This is a genomic window from Bacillus sp. V2I10, assembly GCF_030817055.1.
GTDB lineage: Bacteria > Bacillota > Bacilli > Bacillales > Bacillaceae > Bacillus_P.
Genome location: NZ_JAUSYV010000001.1, coordinates 1,673,994 through 1,691,614, shown reverse-complemented (window position 1 = coordinate 1,691,614; position 17,621 = coordinate 1,673,994). Strand labels below are relative to the sequence as shown.

The 17,621-nt window shown below is 41.1% G+C and carries 15 protein-coding genes; 2 read left to right on the top strand and 13 right to left on the bottom strand.

Annotation, left to right across the window (positions count from 1 at the left end):
* Window positions 1-143 precede the first annotated feature (143 nt).
* From QFZ72_RS08480 to zapA, 10 genes are all read right to left on the bottom strand, one after another.
* Window positions 144-1,121, bottom strand: a complete 978-nt coding sequence (locus tag QFZ72_RS08480) for an electron transfer flavoprotein subunit alpha/FixB family protein (protein WP_307431857.1) — start codon at window positions 1,119-1,121, stop codon at window positions 144-146.
* A gap of 54 nt (window positions 1,122-1,175) precedes the next feature.
* On the bottom strand, window positions 1,176-1,949 hold the full coding sequence (locus QFZ72_RS08475; RefSeq protein ID WP_252201792.1) for an electron transfer flavoprotein subunit beta/FixA family protein: 774 nt from the start codon (window positions 1,947-1,949) through the stop codon (window positions 1,176-1,178).
* A gap of 74 nt (window positions 1,950-2,023) precedes the next feature.
* Window positions 2,024-2,797 (bottom strand): enoyl-CoA hydratase, encoded by a 774-nt coding sequence (locus tag QFZ72_RS08470; protein WP_307431852.1) that lies wholly within the window; start codon window positions 2,795-2,797, stop codon window positions 2,024-2,026.
* A 49-nt stretch (window positions 2,798-2,846) separates the two neighbouring features.
* Entirely contained in the window at window positions 2,847-3,431 is a 585-nt protein-coding gene (locus QFZ72_RS08465) for a fatty acid metabolism transcriptional regulator FadR (RefSeq protein ID WP_307431849.1), read from the bottom strand.
* A gap of 221 nt (window positions 3,432-3,652) precedes the next feature.
* Window positions 3,653-5,341: an AMP-binding protein gene (locus QFZ72_RS08460; protein WP_307431847.1), complete on the bottom strand. Its 1,689-nt coding sequence runs from the start codon at window positions 5,339-5,341 to the stop codon at window positions 3,653-3,655.
* Between the two features lie 409 nt (window positions 5,342-5,750).
* A complete protein-coding gene (locus tag QFZ72_RS08455; RefSeq protein WP_307431844.1) occupies window positions 5,751-6,155 on the bottom strand; it encodes a DUF350 domain-containing protein in 405 nt (134 codons plus the stop codon).
* A gap of 21 nt (window positions 6,156-6,176) precedes the next feature.
* Window positions 6,177-8,534 carry an endonuclease MutS2 gene (locus QFZ72_RS08450; RefSeq protein ID WP_307431842.1) on the bottom strand — a complete coding sequence of 786 codons (2,358 nt, stop codon included), beginning with the start codon at window positions 8,532-8,534 and terminating at the stop codon, window positions 6,177-6,179.
* A gap of 29 nt (window positions 8,535-8,563) precedes the next feature.
* Window positions 8,564-10,285, bottom strand: a complete 1,722-nt coding sequence (gene polX / locus QFZ72_RS08445; protein WP_307431840.1) for a DNA polymerase/3'-5' exonuclease PolX — start codon at window positions 10,283-10,285, stop codon at window positions 8,564-8,566.
* A 138-nt stretch (window positions 10,286-10,423) separates the two neighbouring features.
* Window positions 10,424-10,966: a CvpA family protein gene (locus QFZ72_RS08440; protein WP_223437092.1), complete on the bottom strand. Its 543-nt coding sequence runs from the start codon at window positions 10,964-10,966 to the stop codon at window positions 10,424-10,426.
* 8 nt (window positions 10,967-10,974) lie between these two features.
* Complete coding sequence (gene zapA / locus QFZ72_RS08435) at window positions 10,975-11,247, bottom strand: cell division protein ZapA (RefSeq protein WP_373464451.1); 273 nt, start codon at window positions 11,245-11,247, stop codon at window positions 10,975-10,977.
* A 105-nt stretch (window positions 11,248-11,352) separates the two neighbouring features.
* On the opposite strand from zapA, the gene rnhC reads away from it, so the two are divergent.
* Window positions 11,353-12,291 carry a ribonuclease HIII gene (rnhC, locus tag QFZ72_RS08430; RefSeq protein WP_307431831.1) on the top strand — a complete coding sequence of 313 codons (939 nt, stop codon included), beginning with the start codon at window positions 11,353-11,355 and terminating at the stop codon, window positions 12,289-12,291.
* Between the two features lie 26 nt (window positions 12,292-12,317).
* Here the strand turns inward: rnhC and bioD are convergent, their stop codons facing one another.
* Entirely contained in the window at window positions 12,318-13,034 is a 717-nt protein-coding gene (bioD, locus tag QFZ72_RS08425) for a dethiobiotin synthase (protein ID WP_307431829.1), read from the bottom strand.
* Complete coding sequence (locus QFZ72_RS08420; RefSeq protein ID WP_307431826.1) at window positions 13,031-13,624, bottom strand: biotin transporter BioY; 594 nt, start codon at window positions 13,622-13,624, stop codon at window positions 13,031-13,033. The genes bioD and QFZ72_RS08420 overlap by 4 nt, the downstream gene beginning before the upstream one ends.
* Before the next feature lie 141 nt (window positions 13,625-13,765).
* On the opposite strand from QFZ72_RS08420, the gene bioA reads away from it, so the two are divergent.
* Window positions 13,766-15,145 (top strand): adenosylmethionine--8-amino-7-oxononanoate transaminase, encoded by a 1,380-nt coding sequence (bioA, locus tag QFZ72_RS08415; protein WP_307431824.1) that lies wholly within the window; start codon window positions 13,766-13,768, stop codon window positions 15,143-15,145.
* A gap of 53 nt (window positions 15,146-15,198) precedes the next feature.
* On the opposite strand, the gene pheT is transcribed toward bioA, so the two are convergent.
* Window positions 15,199-17,613 (bottom strand): phenylalanine--tRNA ligase subunit beta, encoded by a 2,415-nt coding sequence (gene pheT, locus QFZ72_RS08410; RefSeq protein WP_307431819.1) that lies wholly within the window; start codon window positions 17,611-17,613, stop codon window positions 15,199-15,201.
* Window positions 17,614-17,621: the final 8 nt, after the last annotated feature.

Here is a 17,621-nt window from a genome sequence, read left to right as displayed (position 1 = left end):
AAGTGATGCCTAAAGTATAGCATTAAAGAATGTGACCTGCTAATTTTTTGCTCACTATTCCTTTTCCCTTACTTTGTGATGAAAAACATTTTTTCATTCAAATTAAAAACACGCCCTAAGTGCGTGTTTTTATGAAAATTAGATTATGAATGAACTTTTAATTTTTTAAACTCTTCTGTTAACATAGGAACAACTTCAAATAAATCTCCTACAATTCCATAATCGGCTACTTTGAAAATGTTTGCTTCAGGATCTTTATTAATTGCTACAATAATCTTTGAGTTAGACATTCCGGCTAAATGCTGGATTGCTCCAGAAATACCGCATGCAATGTATAGATCAGGAGTTACCACTTTTCCTGTTTGGCCGATTTGCAGGGAGTAGTCGCAATAATCAGCATCGCAGGCACCGCGGGAAGCTCCAACTGCTCCGCCGAGAACATCTGATAGTTCCTTCAGCGGATTAAAGCCTTCTGTGCTTTTTACTCCGCGTCCGCCGGCTACAATGACTTTAGCTTCAGAAAGATCCACGCCTTCTGTTGCTTTACGCACCACTTCTTTTACGATTGTGCGAAGATCTTTGATCTCTGCGGTAACAGAAGAAACTTCACCTGTTCTTGTTTCATCTTTTTCAAGCGGAGCAATGTTATTTGGTCTGATTGTTGCAAAAATTGTTCCGTCTGTCACAATCTTTTTCTCGAAAGCTTTTCCTGAATAGATCGGACGGGTGAAAACGACATTTCCGCCTGCACTTTCTAAATCTGTAGCATCTGAAATAAGACCGGATCCAATCTTAGCAGCGATTTTTGGCGATAAGTCTTTTCCAAGAGCTGTATGCCCGAAAACAAGACCTTCCGGTTTTTCTGCTTCGATAACGGCAAGCAATGCCTGTGAATAGCCGTCAGGTGTATACGTTTTCAATTTCTCATCTTCAACTGTAATGACACGGTCTGCGCCATAATGAATCATTTCTTCAGCTAACGATGCAACGCTGTCTCCTACTAAAACGGCTGAAACCTCGCCGCCTTCAGAAATCGTTTTACCTGCAGCAATTGCTTCAAAAGAAACATTGCGCAATGATTGATCGCGTACTTCTCCCAATACCAGTACTTTTCTTGCCATTATAAAGTCCCCCTGTTATACGTTTGATTGAAAAATTCACTTTTAGGTAAATACTTAGATTACTTTTGCTTCGTTGCGAAGAAGTGATACTAATTCCTTCACTTGTGCATCCAGATCGCCCTGAAGTACTTTACCCGCTTCTTTTTTAGGCGGCATATAAATTTCGATTGTCTTTGTTTTAGGTTCAACGTCATCTTCTTCAAGATCGAGATCATCCAGTTCCAATTCTTCTAAAGGCTTTTTCTTTGCTTTCATAATACCCGGCAAAGATGGGTAACGCGGCTCATTCAATCCCTGCTGTGCTGTTACAAGCAGCGGCAATGTTGTTTCAATTACTTCTGAATCACCTTCAACATCGCGGACGACTGTTGCTTTGTTTCCGTCAATCTCAAGCTTTGTAATCGTTGTTACATAAGGAATATTCAGAAGTTCAGCCAGACGAGGTCCTACTTGTCCGGATCCGCCATCAATCGCCACATTTCCTCCTATGATAAGATCTGCATCTTTATCCTTGAAGTACTCAGCAAGAATTTTAGAGGTTGTAAATTGATCTCCATCTTCAAGGTCGTCTTCCGTATTAATTAACACAGCCTTGTCACACCCCATAGCAAGTGCTGTACGCAATTCTTTTTCAGATTCTTCACCGCCGATTGTCACTACTGTTACTTCACCGCTGTTTGCATCGCGGATCTGAATTGCTTCTTCAATGGCATATTCATCATAAGGATTAATAATGAATTCTGCGCCATCTTCATTGATTTTGCCGTTTTGAAGCGTTATTTTTTCTTCCGTATCAAACGTTTTTTTCATGATTACATAAATATTCATGTCCATCCCCCTATTTACGTTAAGCATTCAATTTAGTTGTATAGAAAAAACGTCAGGAACGTTTTATCAATAATTTATTCGCCTTTAAACTGAGGCTGTCTTTTCTCAAGAAAAGCACTGATTCCTTCTTTTGCATCTGCGCTTTCAAATACAGTCCCGAAATAGCCCGCTTCTTTTTTCACCCGATCATGATACGGAAGGGTTTTAGAAGCATTGATTAAATCAATGGCTGCACTGACAGATATCGGACTTTTCGCAGCAAATTTCTTTGCAAGCTTCATCGTTTCATCTAATAAGGATTCTTCTGCAAAAGCATGGTTGGCAAGACCGTACTTGACTGCCTCTGCTCCTGAAATCGGTTCACTTGTCAGCAGCATTTCAAGAGCTTTTGCTTCTCCAACATACTTGGGAAGACGCTGCGACCCTGAGAAGCCTGGAATAAGTCCAAGCTGAAGCTCAGGCAGCCCAAGCTTTGCATTCTCAGTGACAAGTCTTACATGGCAGCTCATTGCAAGCTCAAGGCCCCCGCCTAGAGCAGCACCATGAATTGACGCGATGACAGGTTTTGAAAATGTTTCAATTCTCTCAAAAAGTTCCTGTCCGTTTGCAGCAAGCTTAGAGAACTCTGCACCATTCGGCACTGAAACAAATTCCTTTATGTCAGCCCCTGCAGAGAAGAATCGTCCCTCGCCATTAATGACAATGACCCTGACTTTATTATTTGCTTCAAACTCATCCATAAGGGATGAAAGCTCTTTCAAAACATAAGATGAAAGGGCATTTGCGGGAGGTTGGTGAATGGTTACGACCGCAACATAATCTTCTACTTTAACATTTAAATAACTCACAGCTCAGGCCTCCTTATGTATTAAAACTATTACGTCAGGAAGGGTTTTCTTAAACCCTTCCGCAGCCTTTGATCATGAGTTCATGAACGCTTCCTGCAAGTGCAGTTAAATCAAATTTCTGATCATTCATGACCCATGTTGTCACCGTTTCATCAATGGTTCCAAATATCATCTGCCTCGCTAAGCGTATATCCAGGGCTTCACTGAATTCGGATGTTTCTTTTCCTGTTTGAATAATCGAATCAAGAATATTTAAATATCCTTTCAGAACCTCGTTGATTCTCAGGCGCAATTCTTTATTTGACTGCCTGAGTTCAAGCTGGGTAACGATGGCAAGATGATGATCTTCAGCTAAAAGAGAAAAATGTTTTTCTATCAACATGTATAACTTCTCCGCCGCCGTGTCCTTTCCTGCTATTTCTTGTTGGATTTTTTCGATAAATACGCCCATTTTTTCCTGAAACAAGGAAATCAGGATGTCTTCTTTATTCTTAAAATAAAGATAAATGGTTCCGTCTGCGACTCCCGCCTGCTTGGCAATCTTTGAAACCTGTGCATGATGATAGCCGTTTTCAGCGATGACAATGACAGCTGCATCTATAATTTGGAGATATTTTGGTCTTTTCTGTTTCAATATCAAATCGTCCCTTCAAAATGAATGAATGAATCATCATTCATATTTCAATCATAAAATTACATCATCCATCTGTCAAGAAGAAAGATGATTTATCTATCTTCATCATAATAGATGAAAAGAACCCTCTCAGCAATAGGAAGAGATGGTTCTTTTCTATTTTTTATTCTTATTGCTCTTCATTTTATTGAATAAGGCCATTTATATAAATGGTTTTCTGATTAATTGGCATTTTTCAGTTTTTCTTTTTCTTCTTCTACAAGTGAGCGCCTCAAAATTTTTCCGACTGCTGTTTTTGGCAGCTCTTTGCGGAATTCATAGATTTTTGGGATCTTGTAAGCTGCCATATGTTTGCGGGCAAATTCATCAAATTCCTGCTCTGTCGCCACAGCCCCTTCTTTTAAAACGATATATGCCTTTACCGTTTCTCCCCGGTAAGGATCGGGAATACCGGCTACTACTACTTCCTGCACTTTTTCGTGCTCATATAAAACCTCTTCGATTTCACGCGGATAAATGTTGAATCCCCCGGCGATAATCATATCTTTTTTCCGGTCAACGATATAGAAATATCCTTCTTCGTCCATATATCCAATGTCACCGGTTAAAAGCCAGCCGTCTCTTAATACGGCATCAGTTTCCTCTTGTTTTTTCCAATACCCTTTCATAACCTGCGGACCTCTCACAGCAATTTCTCCAAGCTCATTGTATTCTGCCTGCTTGCCTGTTTCAAAAGACAGAATAATAGAGTCTGTATTAGGCCAAGGCACACCGATGCTTCCTTTTTTCCGGTGCGACCAGATGAAGTTGGAGTGCGTAACAGGGGATGCTTCTGACAAGCCGTATCCTTCCACAAGCTTACCGCCAGTTTCGCGCTCGAACTTCTCCTGAACTTCTGCCGGAAGAGGAGCTGATCCGCTTATACACGATTCCACGGATGAAAGATCATAGTTTTTCAGATCCGGATGATTTAGTAATGCAATATAAATAGTAGGAGCTCCCGGGAATAGGGTCGGTTTTAATTTATCAATAGCTTTAAGCGTATCTGTCGCATCGAATTTGGGGAGCAGGATCATTTTAAAACCTTGCATAATCGATAGATTCATAACCGCTGTCATCCCGTAAACATGGAAAAACGGCAATATGCCAAGCACGGATTCTTCTCCGCGTTTACATTTATACATCCAGGATGAGCACATGGACGTATTTGCAACCAGATTTTCATGCGTCAGCATAACTCCTTTTGGAAAACCGGTTGTACCTCCTGTATACTGCAGCAAGGCAATGTCCTCTTTAGGATTTGTTTCTATTTCCTCAATAGAAGTGTGCTGCCGTTTCATGATTTCTTTGAATAAATGCGTGTGTCCGCTGTGCTCTATTTTTACCACGATTTGATTTTGCTTTTTCTGCACAAACGGGTACAGAAGATTTTTCGGGAAAGGGAGATAATCTTTTATGCTTGTCGCAATAATATGCTCAATGCTTGTCAGCGCTTTCATTTTTGAGACTCTTGGGTAAAGGAGATCAAGCGTAATGATGTATTTCGCATCAGAATCATTCAGTTGATACTCAAGCTCCCTTTCCATGTACAGCGGATTTGTTTGAACGACAATACCTCCCGCAAATAAGATTCCATAGTAAGCAATCACTGCCTGTGGACAATTCGGGAGCATAATGGATACTCTTTCGTCTTTCTTTAATCCAAGTTCCTGGAGGTAGCCTGCAAGTTTTAAAGATTGTTCATAAATCTCTGTAAAAGTCAGTTCCTTGCCTAAAAAGTGAATAGCTGTTTTTGTCGGAAATTCTTGTGCTGCTTGTGCGAGATAAGATTGAAGAGGCTTGTTGTCAATTTCAGCATAATGAGGTATTTCTTCAGGATATAGATGAAGCCAAGGTTTTTGAACTTCCATTTCATTTCCTCCCTTTGTTGCCATTATGACTTTTGGCTTATAAAGAAAGTATATCAAAGATATATTCAGAATATAGAATGTTTTTTAATTATTTTAAATAGATTAATGAAAGCGCAAGCGCCCGTTTAGCTCAGTCATGACAGATAAGAATCCGGCAGGAAAGTCCGGGTTTGACTTTTCCCGCGGCTTTGTTCTGGCCGAGGAATTGGGCGCATCCGCTTGCCATCAATGCGAAGAACTTTATACTTATCTTATTAAAAAAAATCCGGATTCATGTCATGAAATCCGGATTTTCTTCATACTATTAAATTTTTCAAGCGAAAAAAACCATAAAGATAATGCCTATTACAATAAACAAACCGCATACTCCAAGCAGTACTTTTGCTAATGTTTCCACTGTTTTCTCCCCTTAAATGCCTGCGCCGATAACGTAAGATAGACCAATTGAAATCACCATTGAAATAAAGCCTACCGCACGATTGTCATTTTGAATTTCATCATCTATTCTGAATTTAGGCGTTAAAAACTCATAGATAAAATAGCCTAAAAGCAATAATATGAAGCCAAACATTCCCCAGCCAACCATCTCAAGAAGGGTATCATGCTGCCCAATTGAAAAACGGAACACATTGGCAATTCCAAATATCTTTCCGCCCGTCGTCATTGCAACTGCAAGATTCCCTTTTTGAATTTCTTCCCAGTTATTATATTTCGTCACCAGTTCAAAAATGGTCAAAAACACAACAATGCATAAGATGACTACGCTAAAATACGCTGCTGTCTGAACGAATTCATTCTCCCAAAATTGATTCATTTCTTATCTCCCATAATTCGATTATTTTAATTCAACAATCGTAACGCCTGAACCGCCCTCGCCGGATTCCCCGTACCGGGTGCTCTTAACGTTTCTATGCTTTTTCAAGTATTCCTGCACTCCTGTTCGAAGTGCTCCAGTCCCTTTGCCGTGAATAATTGAAATTCTTGGATAGCCGGCGAGCACAGCATCGTCCATATATTTTTCTACTCTGAGGAGAGCATTTTCATACCGTTCACCTCTTAAATCAAGTTCGAGGGAGACATGATAATCCTTGCCTTTTACCATTGCAAGAGGCTTGGTTTCAACAGGCTTAGGTCTGCTGATGTACTGCAGATCATCTTCTTTCACCTTCATTTTCAGAATGCCGATCTGCACCTGCCATTCTTGGTCGCCTACTTTTGACAGAAGATGCCCTTTTTGGTTGAAGCTGATGACTTTCACTTCATCGCCTTCTGCATACTGATGCTTCTGCGGCTTGCTCTTCGGCTGCTTGCTGCTTTTTTCAAACTCAGGCACCGCTTCTTCAAGACGTTTTTTGGCTTCGATTAATTCATGTTCTTTAATACCTGTCCGGTGTTCTTTTTGCATCTTTCTTAATTCACGGATAATGGAGTCTGCTTCCGCTTTTGCAGCTTCCACTTTTTCTGCCGCTTTCTTTTCTGCCTGTTCGTAAAGCTTATCGCGTTCTTCGTTAAAAGAAAGAATTTGATTTTGCAGCTCTGAATGAAGCTTTTCTGCATCTTTACGCAGCTGTTCTGCTTCAGTAAGCTCTGTGTCAGAGCGTTTTTTGCTCTCTTCAAGCGAGGCAATCATTGAATCTACTTCATTGCTCTCAGTACTCATATGAGATTTTGCTCGGTCTATGACAGTTTGCATAAGACCTAGCCGCTTTGAAATTTCAAATGCATTGCTTCGGCCGGGAACGCCGATTAAAAGCTTATAAGTCGGGCTTAATGTTTCAATATTGAATTCAACACTTGCATTGACAACACCTTCACGGTTATATCCATAAGCTTTCAGTTCAGGATAATGCGTTGTGGCGATCACTCTTGCCCCGCGATGATGAACTTCATCCAAAATGGAGATGGCAAGTGCAGCGCCTTCCTGCGGATCTGTTCCTGCACCCAGCTCATCGAATAGGACGAGGCTGTTATTGTCAACGCGTTTTAAAATATCAACAATGTTTACCATGTGAGAAGAAAACGTACTTAAGCTTTGTTCAATTGACTGTTCGTCTCCTATATCAGCATATACATTTTCAAATACAGCCATTTCAGAACCGTCAAGAGATGGAATCTGCAGGCCGGATTGCGCCATCAATGTAAAAAGACCGACCGTTTTAAGGGTTACTGTTTTTCCGCCTGTATTCGGACCTGTTATAACAATTGTCGTAAACTCCCTGCCAAGTTCAATGTCATTTGCGACAACTTCTTCGGCATTCAAAAGCGGATGTCTTGCTTTAAACAGCTTAATTCTTCCGCTGTTATTCATTTCTGGCTTTGAAGCTTTTATTTTTTTCGCGTACGCTGCTTTCGTAAACATAAAATCCATTTCGCTCAGGGCTTCCACATTAATCAAAAGAGGATCAGCTTCTTCAGCCACTTTCACAGTAATTTCTGTTAAAATGCGGTCAATTTCGATTTTCTCTTTCATGCGCGCCTGCTGAAGCGTATTGTTTAAGTCAACCACTGCCTGAGGCTCGATGAATAAGGTTGCCCCTGATGAAGACTGATCATGGACAATACCGCCGTATGCTGAACGGTATTCCTGCTTAACAGGAATCACATACCTGTCATTACGTATGGTAATAATCGCGTCAGATAGCATTTTTTGAGCAGATGAGGATCGGATCATCGACTCAAGCTTTTCTCTAACCCTGGACTCTGTTGTTCTTAATGATGTCCGGATTGAACGAAGAGCATCGCTTGCTCCGTCCAGAACCTCTCCATTATCACCAATACAGTGAAGAATGTGCTGTTCTAACTCCTGCAGTGGCTGAATTTCAGCCGCGAATCCGTCCAAATGGGGGATGTCGATTCCATTTTCCACCATGTCCTCAATAAACCTTTTCATGTGCTTGCCTGCATAAAGAGTTCCGGCAATCTCCATCAGCTCATGCGGATTCAGCATTCCGCCGATTTGAGACCGTTTAATGCTTTGGCGAATATCAACGAGACCGCCTAGGGGAGCATTTCCTTTCAGCCTTAGGACTTTTGAAGCCTCATCAGTCTGCTCCTGCCATTTCCTTACCTCATCATAATCAGTGGATGGAACAAGCTTCTCTACTTTTTCCTTTGCTAAAGAAGAAGATATATGCTTTAGAAGCTGTTCTTTCACTTTATTGAATTCTAATACTTTAAACACACGCTGCTGCACGGTATACAGCCTCCTTGCTGTCGTTTAGGCTACTTATTATGCCTGTTAAAAAAGGATTGCAGTTGATTCAGATCCCAAGTATTGATTACGTTTTCTGCTTTCACCCATCCTTTAATTGCTGTTGAAACACCTGTTTTCATATCTTCAAGCATGTCTATATTATGTGCATCTGTATTAATTGCAAGTTTTACACCTGATTCATGTGCTTTTTTAATGTGCTCAGCACTTAAATCCAGTCTGTTCGGATTTGCATTCAGCTCTAAAACAGTATTCGTTTCTTTTGCAAGCTGAATCAGCATCTCAACATTCGGCTCATATCCGTTTCTCTTGCCTATCAGCCTGCCTGTAGGGTGTGCGATCATATCCACATGATGACTTTCAAGAGCCGTCTTCAGTCGCTGCATAATGATATCCTGTGATTGAGAAAAGCTGGAATGAATGGATGCAATGACAAAGTCCATGCCTTCTAATACTTCATCATCATAATCAAGAGTGCCATCCGGCAGAATGTCCATTTCAACTCCTGCAAAGATTTTAAAATCCTCATATTGTTCATTTAATTTGTCAATCTCATCCCGCTGAGCTTTCAATCGTTCAGGAGTCAGGCCATTTGCCACTTTAAGATACTGGGAATGATCCGTAATAGCCATATACTCATACCCGCGCATTCTGCACGCTTCTGCCATTTCACTGATTGTAAAAGCTCCATCGCTCCAAGTTGAGTGCATATGAAGATCGCCTTTTATATCATCGGCAGATATCAGCTTGGTATCCTTCAGGTATTTTTCTACTTCTGTCCCGTCTTCCCGGATTTCAGGCGGAAAGAAAGGAAGATCAAAGTGAGCGTAAAATTCTTCTTCTGTTGAAAAAGTTGTGATTTCACCTGTCTCACTATTTTCCACACCATATTCGCTTATTTTTTCGCCGCGTTCCTTTGCAAGCTGCCGCATTTTTACGTTGTGATCCTTTGAACCGGTAAAATGATGAAGTGTGGTAGCAAATTCATCAAGAGTAACTAAACGAAAATCTACACCGATTTCATATTCATATTGCAGCTGAACAGAGACCTTTGTGTCTCCGTTTGCAATGATTTCAGAGAGATTAGGGATTTTTATGAGCTGATCTCTGACATACTGGGGGTGTTCCGTTGCGATAATAAAATCCAAATCTTTGACGGTCTCTCTCATTCGCCTGAGACTGCCTGCCCTGCTGTACTTTTGAACCTCTTCACACGATTCCAAATACGTCTCAATTTCCTCTGCAATCGGCAGAGCAAATGATAACGGCAGCCTTTCAGGACGCGTTCCAATTTCAGCAATCGCAGCAAGAATTTTTTCTTCTGTTTTTTTCCCGAATCCGGCAAGACTCTGAACCTTTTCTTCAAGACAAGCTTTTTTTAGAGAATCAACGTCCGTTACCCCAAGCTCTTTATAAAGCTTTGCAATTTTTTTGCCTCCAAGTCCTGGGAGTTTCAACAATGGAATCAGCCCTTGCGGAACTTCTGACTGAAGCTGCTCCAGAGTTTCAGATTTGCCTGCTTGAATAAACTCAGTGATAACCGCAGCTGTTCCTTTTCCGATTCCTGCGATTTTTGTAAAATCCTCAATTGAAGACAAGCTCCGCTCATCTGTTTCGAGTGCATTGGCAGCTTTGCGGAAAGCAGCAATCTTAAATGGATTTTCTCCTTTTAGTTCCATGTGTACAGCTATATACTCAAGTAATTTAATCACATCTTTTTTATGTACGCTCATTGTTTCCTTCACCTCGGGTCAAGTCGTTTTTCCATCTATTTTGGTTCATTTAAAATGATACAAATTATTTCTGCAAAAGTACAACAGAAGAGATAAAGGGCTTTTTACCAAAAAAACTTCTCCTAATTGGAGGAGAAGTTAATTCGGTGCATATTGCAGCCATAATTCCTGAACTTTATCAGAAAAATACGGCGTGTGATGAACGATTACTTTTGCAAGTCCTGAATCCCCCATTGCTGACTGTACTTCCGGAACCGGAAGCAGCCCGCCAATAAACAGCAAGATAAAAAGAATTAAATAGATTTCAAGAAATCCTAAAATGGCGCCAGCCCATTTATTCAGCTGTTTAAGAATTGGAAGGTATGTAACAAAATCAAGCATAGATCCTACTACTTGCAGCAAGATCTTTGTGCCGATAAATAAAATGACAAACGCTACGGCTCTATAGTAAGCATCTTCAAGATTTCCGCCTGTAAAAAAGGAAATAGCCGATCCGCTCTCGCCAAGCGTTGGGTATGGAACCCACAGCTCTAACTTTGGCGCCAAAACACCAAAGTATTTATATGCTACAATATAGGCGATGATAAACCCAGTAAGATGTATGAATTGAAGAATAAAGCCGCGTTTTAATCCGACTAACAGGCCCATTGCCAGGATGATGAAAAGTGCAATATCAAGCATTTACCGCGTCAATCCTTTTCTATGATTTGTTTCTCTAGTTTTTCAAATTCATCTCTTAATTTTAAATAGTCATGCACAACATTCACTGCAGTTAAGACTGCCAGCTTATTAATATCAAGATTAGGACTTTTGCTGCCGATTTCACGCATTTTATCATCAACAATAGAAGCCACCAGGCGCACATGACTTGTGCTTTCCGTGCCTACTATTGAAAATTGCTGTCCATATATATCAACTGTCGTTTTCTTTTTTGAGTGGTTATCCAACGAAAAATCCTCCATTCTTGAGAATCCTAATCTTTATCATAACATGATATCTAGTATAATGGAAAGATAATGCCAATCAATATCTAGTATCAATTATTATTTTAAAAGAGGTGTCATCTCTTGTCCAATGCCGTTATTAAAATCGATCAGCCGACCATCCTGAAAATGAAATCCTATTACTCTTCGGATTTGGGCTCAAAGCTCCCGCCGGGTGCTGTGTTTACTGCTAAATCAAATGGATGTACCATTACTGCCTATAAGTCAGGAAAAGTTCTGTTTCAGGGTAATCTGGCAGCGGAAGAAGCAGAAAAGTGGTCTAAGCCAGAGCAAAAGACTACTAAGAAACCTTCGAAGCCACTTACTGTTTTTAGTCCGCCGGCGAACATATCCACTCTCTCCATCATAGGATCGGATGAAGTCGGAACCGGTGATTTCTTCGGCCCGATTACCGTGGTTGCAGCCTATGTGAAAAAAGAGCAGATTCCGCTGCTTCAGGAATTAGGCGTAAAAGATTCGAAGCATTTAAATGATAAACAAATTACAGCCATTGCCAAAAATCTGCTATCTATCGTACCCTACAGTCTGCTAGTCCTGCATAATGAAAAATACAATCAGCTGCAGAGCACTGGGATGTCACAAGGGAAAATGAAGGCCATCCTTCATAATCAGGCAATCAACAAACTTTACGACAAAATTGAGCCGGAAGTGCCGGAAGCTGTGCTGATCGATCAATTTGCAGAGCCTTCCATCTATTTCAAGCATCTTAGCGGAAATTCCTACCGTAAAGAAAATACTTTTTTCAGCACAAAAGCAGAAGGAATACACCTTGCGGTTGCAGCTGCTTCTATTTTGGCAAGATACGCCTTCCTTAAGGAAATGGATCGTCTGTCTGAAAAAGCCGGCATGACACTTCCCAAAGGTGCTGGAGCGAAGGTTGACGAAGCTGCAGCAGCAATCATTGTGAAAAAAGGAGAAAGCACATTAAAAAGCTTAACAAAGTTTCATTTTGCCAATACAGACAAAGCAAAAAAATTGGCTGCAAGAAAAAAGGATAGATGAAACCTAATAAAAACAGCGGCAAAATCTCAATGATTTTGCCGCTGTTTTTTCACGATTTGTTCCAATGAAATAAGAGACTCTCTATTTAATAGACTTTCAAACTTTCCCTTCGAGTATGGAATTTTCCCAATCACAGGCACCCCGCTCAAGATTTCAATCATCCGCACATTGTCCTGTTCCATTAAAGACTCTTTCTCAGACACATTGTTGATGATAAATCCAAGAATGGTTATATCATTTTTCTTTGCATATTCTGCTGTCAGCAAAGAATGATTTATCGTTCCAAGCGAGGGATGAGTGACAATCAGGACAGGAATGTCGAGATCTCTAATAAGATCTTTCGTTAAATAGATTGCATCTTCATTTTCAGCAAGAGGAACTGCGAGACCGCCTGCACCTTCTACGATCACAAGATCATTTTCCTTTTGAAGCTTTAGATATTGATTGACCAAACGGTTCTTATCGATTTTAACACCTGATATTTTTGCGGCTAAATGGGGTGACACGGGTTCTTCCAGACAGTATGTACAAAGCTCATCTTGCTGGTAGGGCAGATTTGCAGCCAGACGATATTCTTCAATATCCTCTGCGACAAGAATGCCCTCCTCCCGCCTTCCGCCACTTTGAACTGGTTTGTACGGTACGGCTTTTATACCGGAACGCTGAAGAATTCCCAGTAAATACGCCGTTACAAACGTTTTGCCAATGCCTGTGTCTGTGCCTGTAACAAATACTCCGCTCATCCTTTAGCTGTCCCAAAATAGGATACTTGACCTTTTTCTAACGGCCTGCGCACAGATTTATACAATCTTAATGCTAATAGCGATGCTCCAAAACAAAGAAGCAAGTCGCCGAATATACTCAGCAAAAAACCGCTGTAAAATGCTGCACCAAAAGAAATCCCTGTTCCAATCCAAGTGTTTAACGAGAGATATAAATAGCCTACGCCGAACAAATAAACAATGATAAGACCAGTAAAATGGGCGAACAGAAAATGCTTCAGCTTCGGCTGATTGCATCTCTCAAGGATATAGCCAATGACAAAACTGGCGGCAGCAAATCCCATTAAATAACCGAATGTCGGCTGAAAAATATAGGAAAGCCCTCCACCGTTTGAAAATACCGGCAGTCCGGAAAGTCCGATTGCAATATAAAGACATTGACTCATTGATCCAAGCTTACTGCCCAGCAAAGCACCTGCAAGGTAGACAAATAGAATCTGCAATGTAAATGGAATAACCGGCATTGGTATTTTAATAAATGCTCCTACTGCTGTTAAAGCTGCAAACATTGATACAACTGAAATGGAATAAACCGACAGCGAACGCTTCATCCTTTTTCTTCCTTTCCTTCTATTTGTCTTCATTTTATCTGCAGCAAAATATATATGTCAACTTAATTATTTTTTGGTTGACATATATTGTTTACTGTCGATACGATAGAGTTATAACAATATTCTTAAAGGGGGCAAACCATGTATAAAAGTCCGGAACTCGCTGAAATCACCTACGAAGAACTGGCAGCAAAGAACAAGCAATATATTTGGCATCCTTTTACCCAAATGAAAGAGTACATAGAGGATCAGCCTGTTATTATCGCTGAAGGAAATGGCCTAAAACTAATTGATGTAAACGGCAAAGAATATTGGGATGGCGTCTCTTCCATCTGGTTAAATGTGCACGGCCACAATGTAAGAGAATTAAATGAAGCTATCACTCAGCAGCTGGATAAAGTAGCACACTCCACCCTGCTTGGAATGGCCAATGTTCCTGCCATTCTTTTGGCTGAAAAAATCATTAAACTTATGCCTGATGGCCTCAGCAAAGTGTTTTATTCAGACTCAGGTGCAACTTCTGTAGAGATTGCTGTTAAAATGGCCTTTCAATACTGGCAGCATAAAGGAAAAGAAACTAAGAGACAATTTATCACTATGAAAGAAGCATATCATGGAGATACGATTGGCGCGGTTTCAGTGGGAGCCATCGACCTGTTTCATAAAGCCTATTCATCCCTGCTTTTTGACTGCGTTAAAATTCCTTATCCAACGGTATACCGTTCACCATACGGCAATTCTGAAACTGTCATCGTTCATGAATTGTTAAAAGAGTTAGAGACTCTGTTGGCCCAACGTTCTGATGAAATTGCTGCTCTGATTATTGAACCAATAGTACAAGGTGCAAGCGGAATTATTGTGATGCCTGAAGGTTACCTGAGAGGCGTGAGAGAGCTTTGTACCAAATATGAGGTTCTTATGATAGCGGATGAAGTCGCTACGGGGTTTGGCAGAACAGGGAAAATGTTTGCATGTGAGCACGAGGATGTAACTCCTGATCTTTTAACAGCCGGAAAAGGATTGACAGGAGGATATCTTCCTGTCGCAATTACAGTTGCTTCTGAAGAGATTTACACTGCATTTTTAGGAGACTATGAGGAGCAAAAAACGTTTTTCCATGGCCACAGTTACACCGGAAACCCTTTAGGATGTGCTGCTGCCATTGCAAATCTTGAATTAATAGAGAAGCGGAATTTAATACAGGAAGTAGAGATCATGTCAGAATATCTGGCAAGTCAATTAACAGCTTTTTCACAATTAGCCCACGTGGGTGATATTCGGCAAAAAGGATTTATGATCGGGATAGAATTAGTGAGGGATAAGGATACAGCCGAACCGTTTGATTGGAAGGACAGGGTGGGAGTTAAAGTCTGCAGACGTGCAAGAGAGCTCGGCATGCTCCTCAGACCACTGGGAAATGTCATTGTATTTATGCCGCCGCTTGCAGCTGCAAAAGAGGAACTGGATGAGATGACTGACATACTTTATCAGTCTATCAGAGACGTTACAGAGAAAAACTGAATGCAAAAAAGCAGTGAAATCTCATTAGATTTCACTGCTTTTCATGTCATTCATTAACCTCTCAGCACAGCTGCGTATTTCTCTTCAACTGCACGAAGCACTTTTTCATGAGCTTTCGTTACTTCTTCATCCGTTAATGTGCGCTCCGGGTCGAAATAGCGCAGAGAGAAGGCGAGCGACTTTTTATTTTCTTCCAGTTTATCGCCTTCATATAGATCGAATACAGACACTTCTTTTAGAAGCTTTCCGCCTGCTTCAGAAATCGTTTCTTTAAGATCGCCTGCGACAATTTCTCTGTCAACAACAAGGGCAATATCCCTTGTCATTGAAGGGAAACGAGGGATCACAGAAAACTTTAATTCTTCCAGATTCGCCTTCAGCAGCTGCTGTAAAGCAAGTTCAAATACATATGTTTCAGTTAGGTCCATTTGTTTTTGAAGCTTTGGATGAACTTGGCCGATAAATCCGGCAGTGATCCCATTTAGCAAGACTTCTGCCGTACGACCAGGATGCAGCCCATCGCGCTTAGCTTGTTTGTATGTGATCTGCTCTTTCAGCCCAAGGACATCAAACAATCCATCAAGAATTCCTTTTACTACATAGAAATCAACAAGCTTCTTTTCACCCTGCCATTGATTTAAATGCCACAAACCAGTAACAGCACCGCTTAGTCGTTCTTTTTCAACAGGCTGTTCGTCTGCTCCATTTGAAATGAAAACCGAACTCATTTCATAAAGCGCTACTTGGTCATTTTGACGAGCAAGATTGTATTTCAGTGTTTCCAGCAAATGCGGAACCAAGCTTAAGCGGAGGACGCTTCGCTCTTCGCTCATCGGCATAGCAAGACGAGTATAATTTGATGCTTCAAGAGCAAATTGAGATGCTTTTTCTTCACTTGTTAAAGAATACGTAATCGCCTGGTACAAGCCTGCTCCTTCCAGATAACGGCGTGCTTTGCGGCGGTTTGACTGATATCCAGTCAGTCTGCCTGGTGAAGAAGCGCTGACCGGGAATGTTGATGGAATATTATCATAGCCATACAGTCTTGCTACTTCTTCAATTAAATCTTCTTCAATCGTAATGTCTCCGCGTCTTGTCGGAACAGTAACCGTAAACGTTCCGTTATCTTCCTTTACTTCAAAGCCAAGACGAGTGAAGATCGACTGAATTTCATTTACTGAAATGTTCATGCCGAGCACTTTGTTGATTTTATCTACATGAATGCTGACAACAGCAGGCTCTGCTTCTAAGTAGTTCACTTCTGCAGATCCATTTAATACTTCTCCGCCTGCAAGCTCCATCATTAATTGTGCTGCACGTTCTGCTGCAGCGCAGACACGGTTTGGATCAACGCCCTTTTCAAAACGTGCACTAGCTTCACTGCGCAGCCCATGATCCTTGGAAGATTTGCGGACGGTTTGACCGTTGAAGTACGCAGACTCAAGCAGGATCGTTGTTGTATCTGAATGAACTTCAGAATTTTCTCCGCCCATCACGCCTGCTAGAGCAACAGGCTCTTTCCCATTTGTTATAACAAGGTGTTCAGGAGTAAGGACACGTTTCTGTCCATCTAATGTGATGATTTCTTCCCCTGCTTCAGCAAGGCGAACAAGAATTTCTTTTGAACCTAAGCGGTCATAGTCAAAGGCATGCAAAGGCTGACCGTATTCGATTAATACATAGTTGGTAATATCCACAACATTATTGTGCGGACGAATTCCTGCAGCCATTAACCTTGTTTGAAGCCAAAGAGGTGATGGAGCAATTCGTACATTGCGGATCACTTTAGCAACATATAATGGATTCTCTTCTTTGGCCTCTACGGTTACAGAAATAAAATCTGATGCCTTTTCAGAAGCTTCCTCATGTGTAAGATCAGGATATGTGACACTTCTTCCTAAAATTGCCGCTACCTCATGTGCGACACCAAGCATGCTTAAGCAATCTGAACGGTTCGGAGTTAACCCCAGTTCAAGAATCTGATCATCACGGCTCAGCTCAGCTAGAGCATCTGCACCTGGCTGAACGTCATTCGGGAAAACAAAAATCCCTTCAGAAAATTCTTTTGCCACAAGCTTTGACTCAATTCCCAGCTCCTGAAGAGAACAAATCATTCCGTTTGATTCTTCACCGCGAAGCTTCGCTTTTTTAATCTTAAAGTTTCCAGGAAGAACTGCACCCACAGTTGCAACTGCTACTTTTTGGCCTTTATCGACATTTGCAGCACCGCAAATGATTTGTACAGGCAGTTCTCCCCCGACATCGACTAAACATTTGTTCAGTTTATCTGCATTAGGGTGTTGTTCTTTTTCAAGCACATGACCGATGACAACACCGCTCATACCCTCGTTCAGCGCTTCAACACCTTCTACTTCTATCCCGCTTCTAGTAATTTTTTCTGCCAGTTCTTCTGCTGATATTCCGCTGAGATCAACGTAATTCTGCAGCCATTTATATGAAACAAACATCGGTAAAC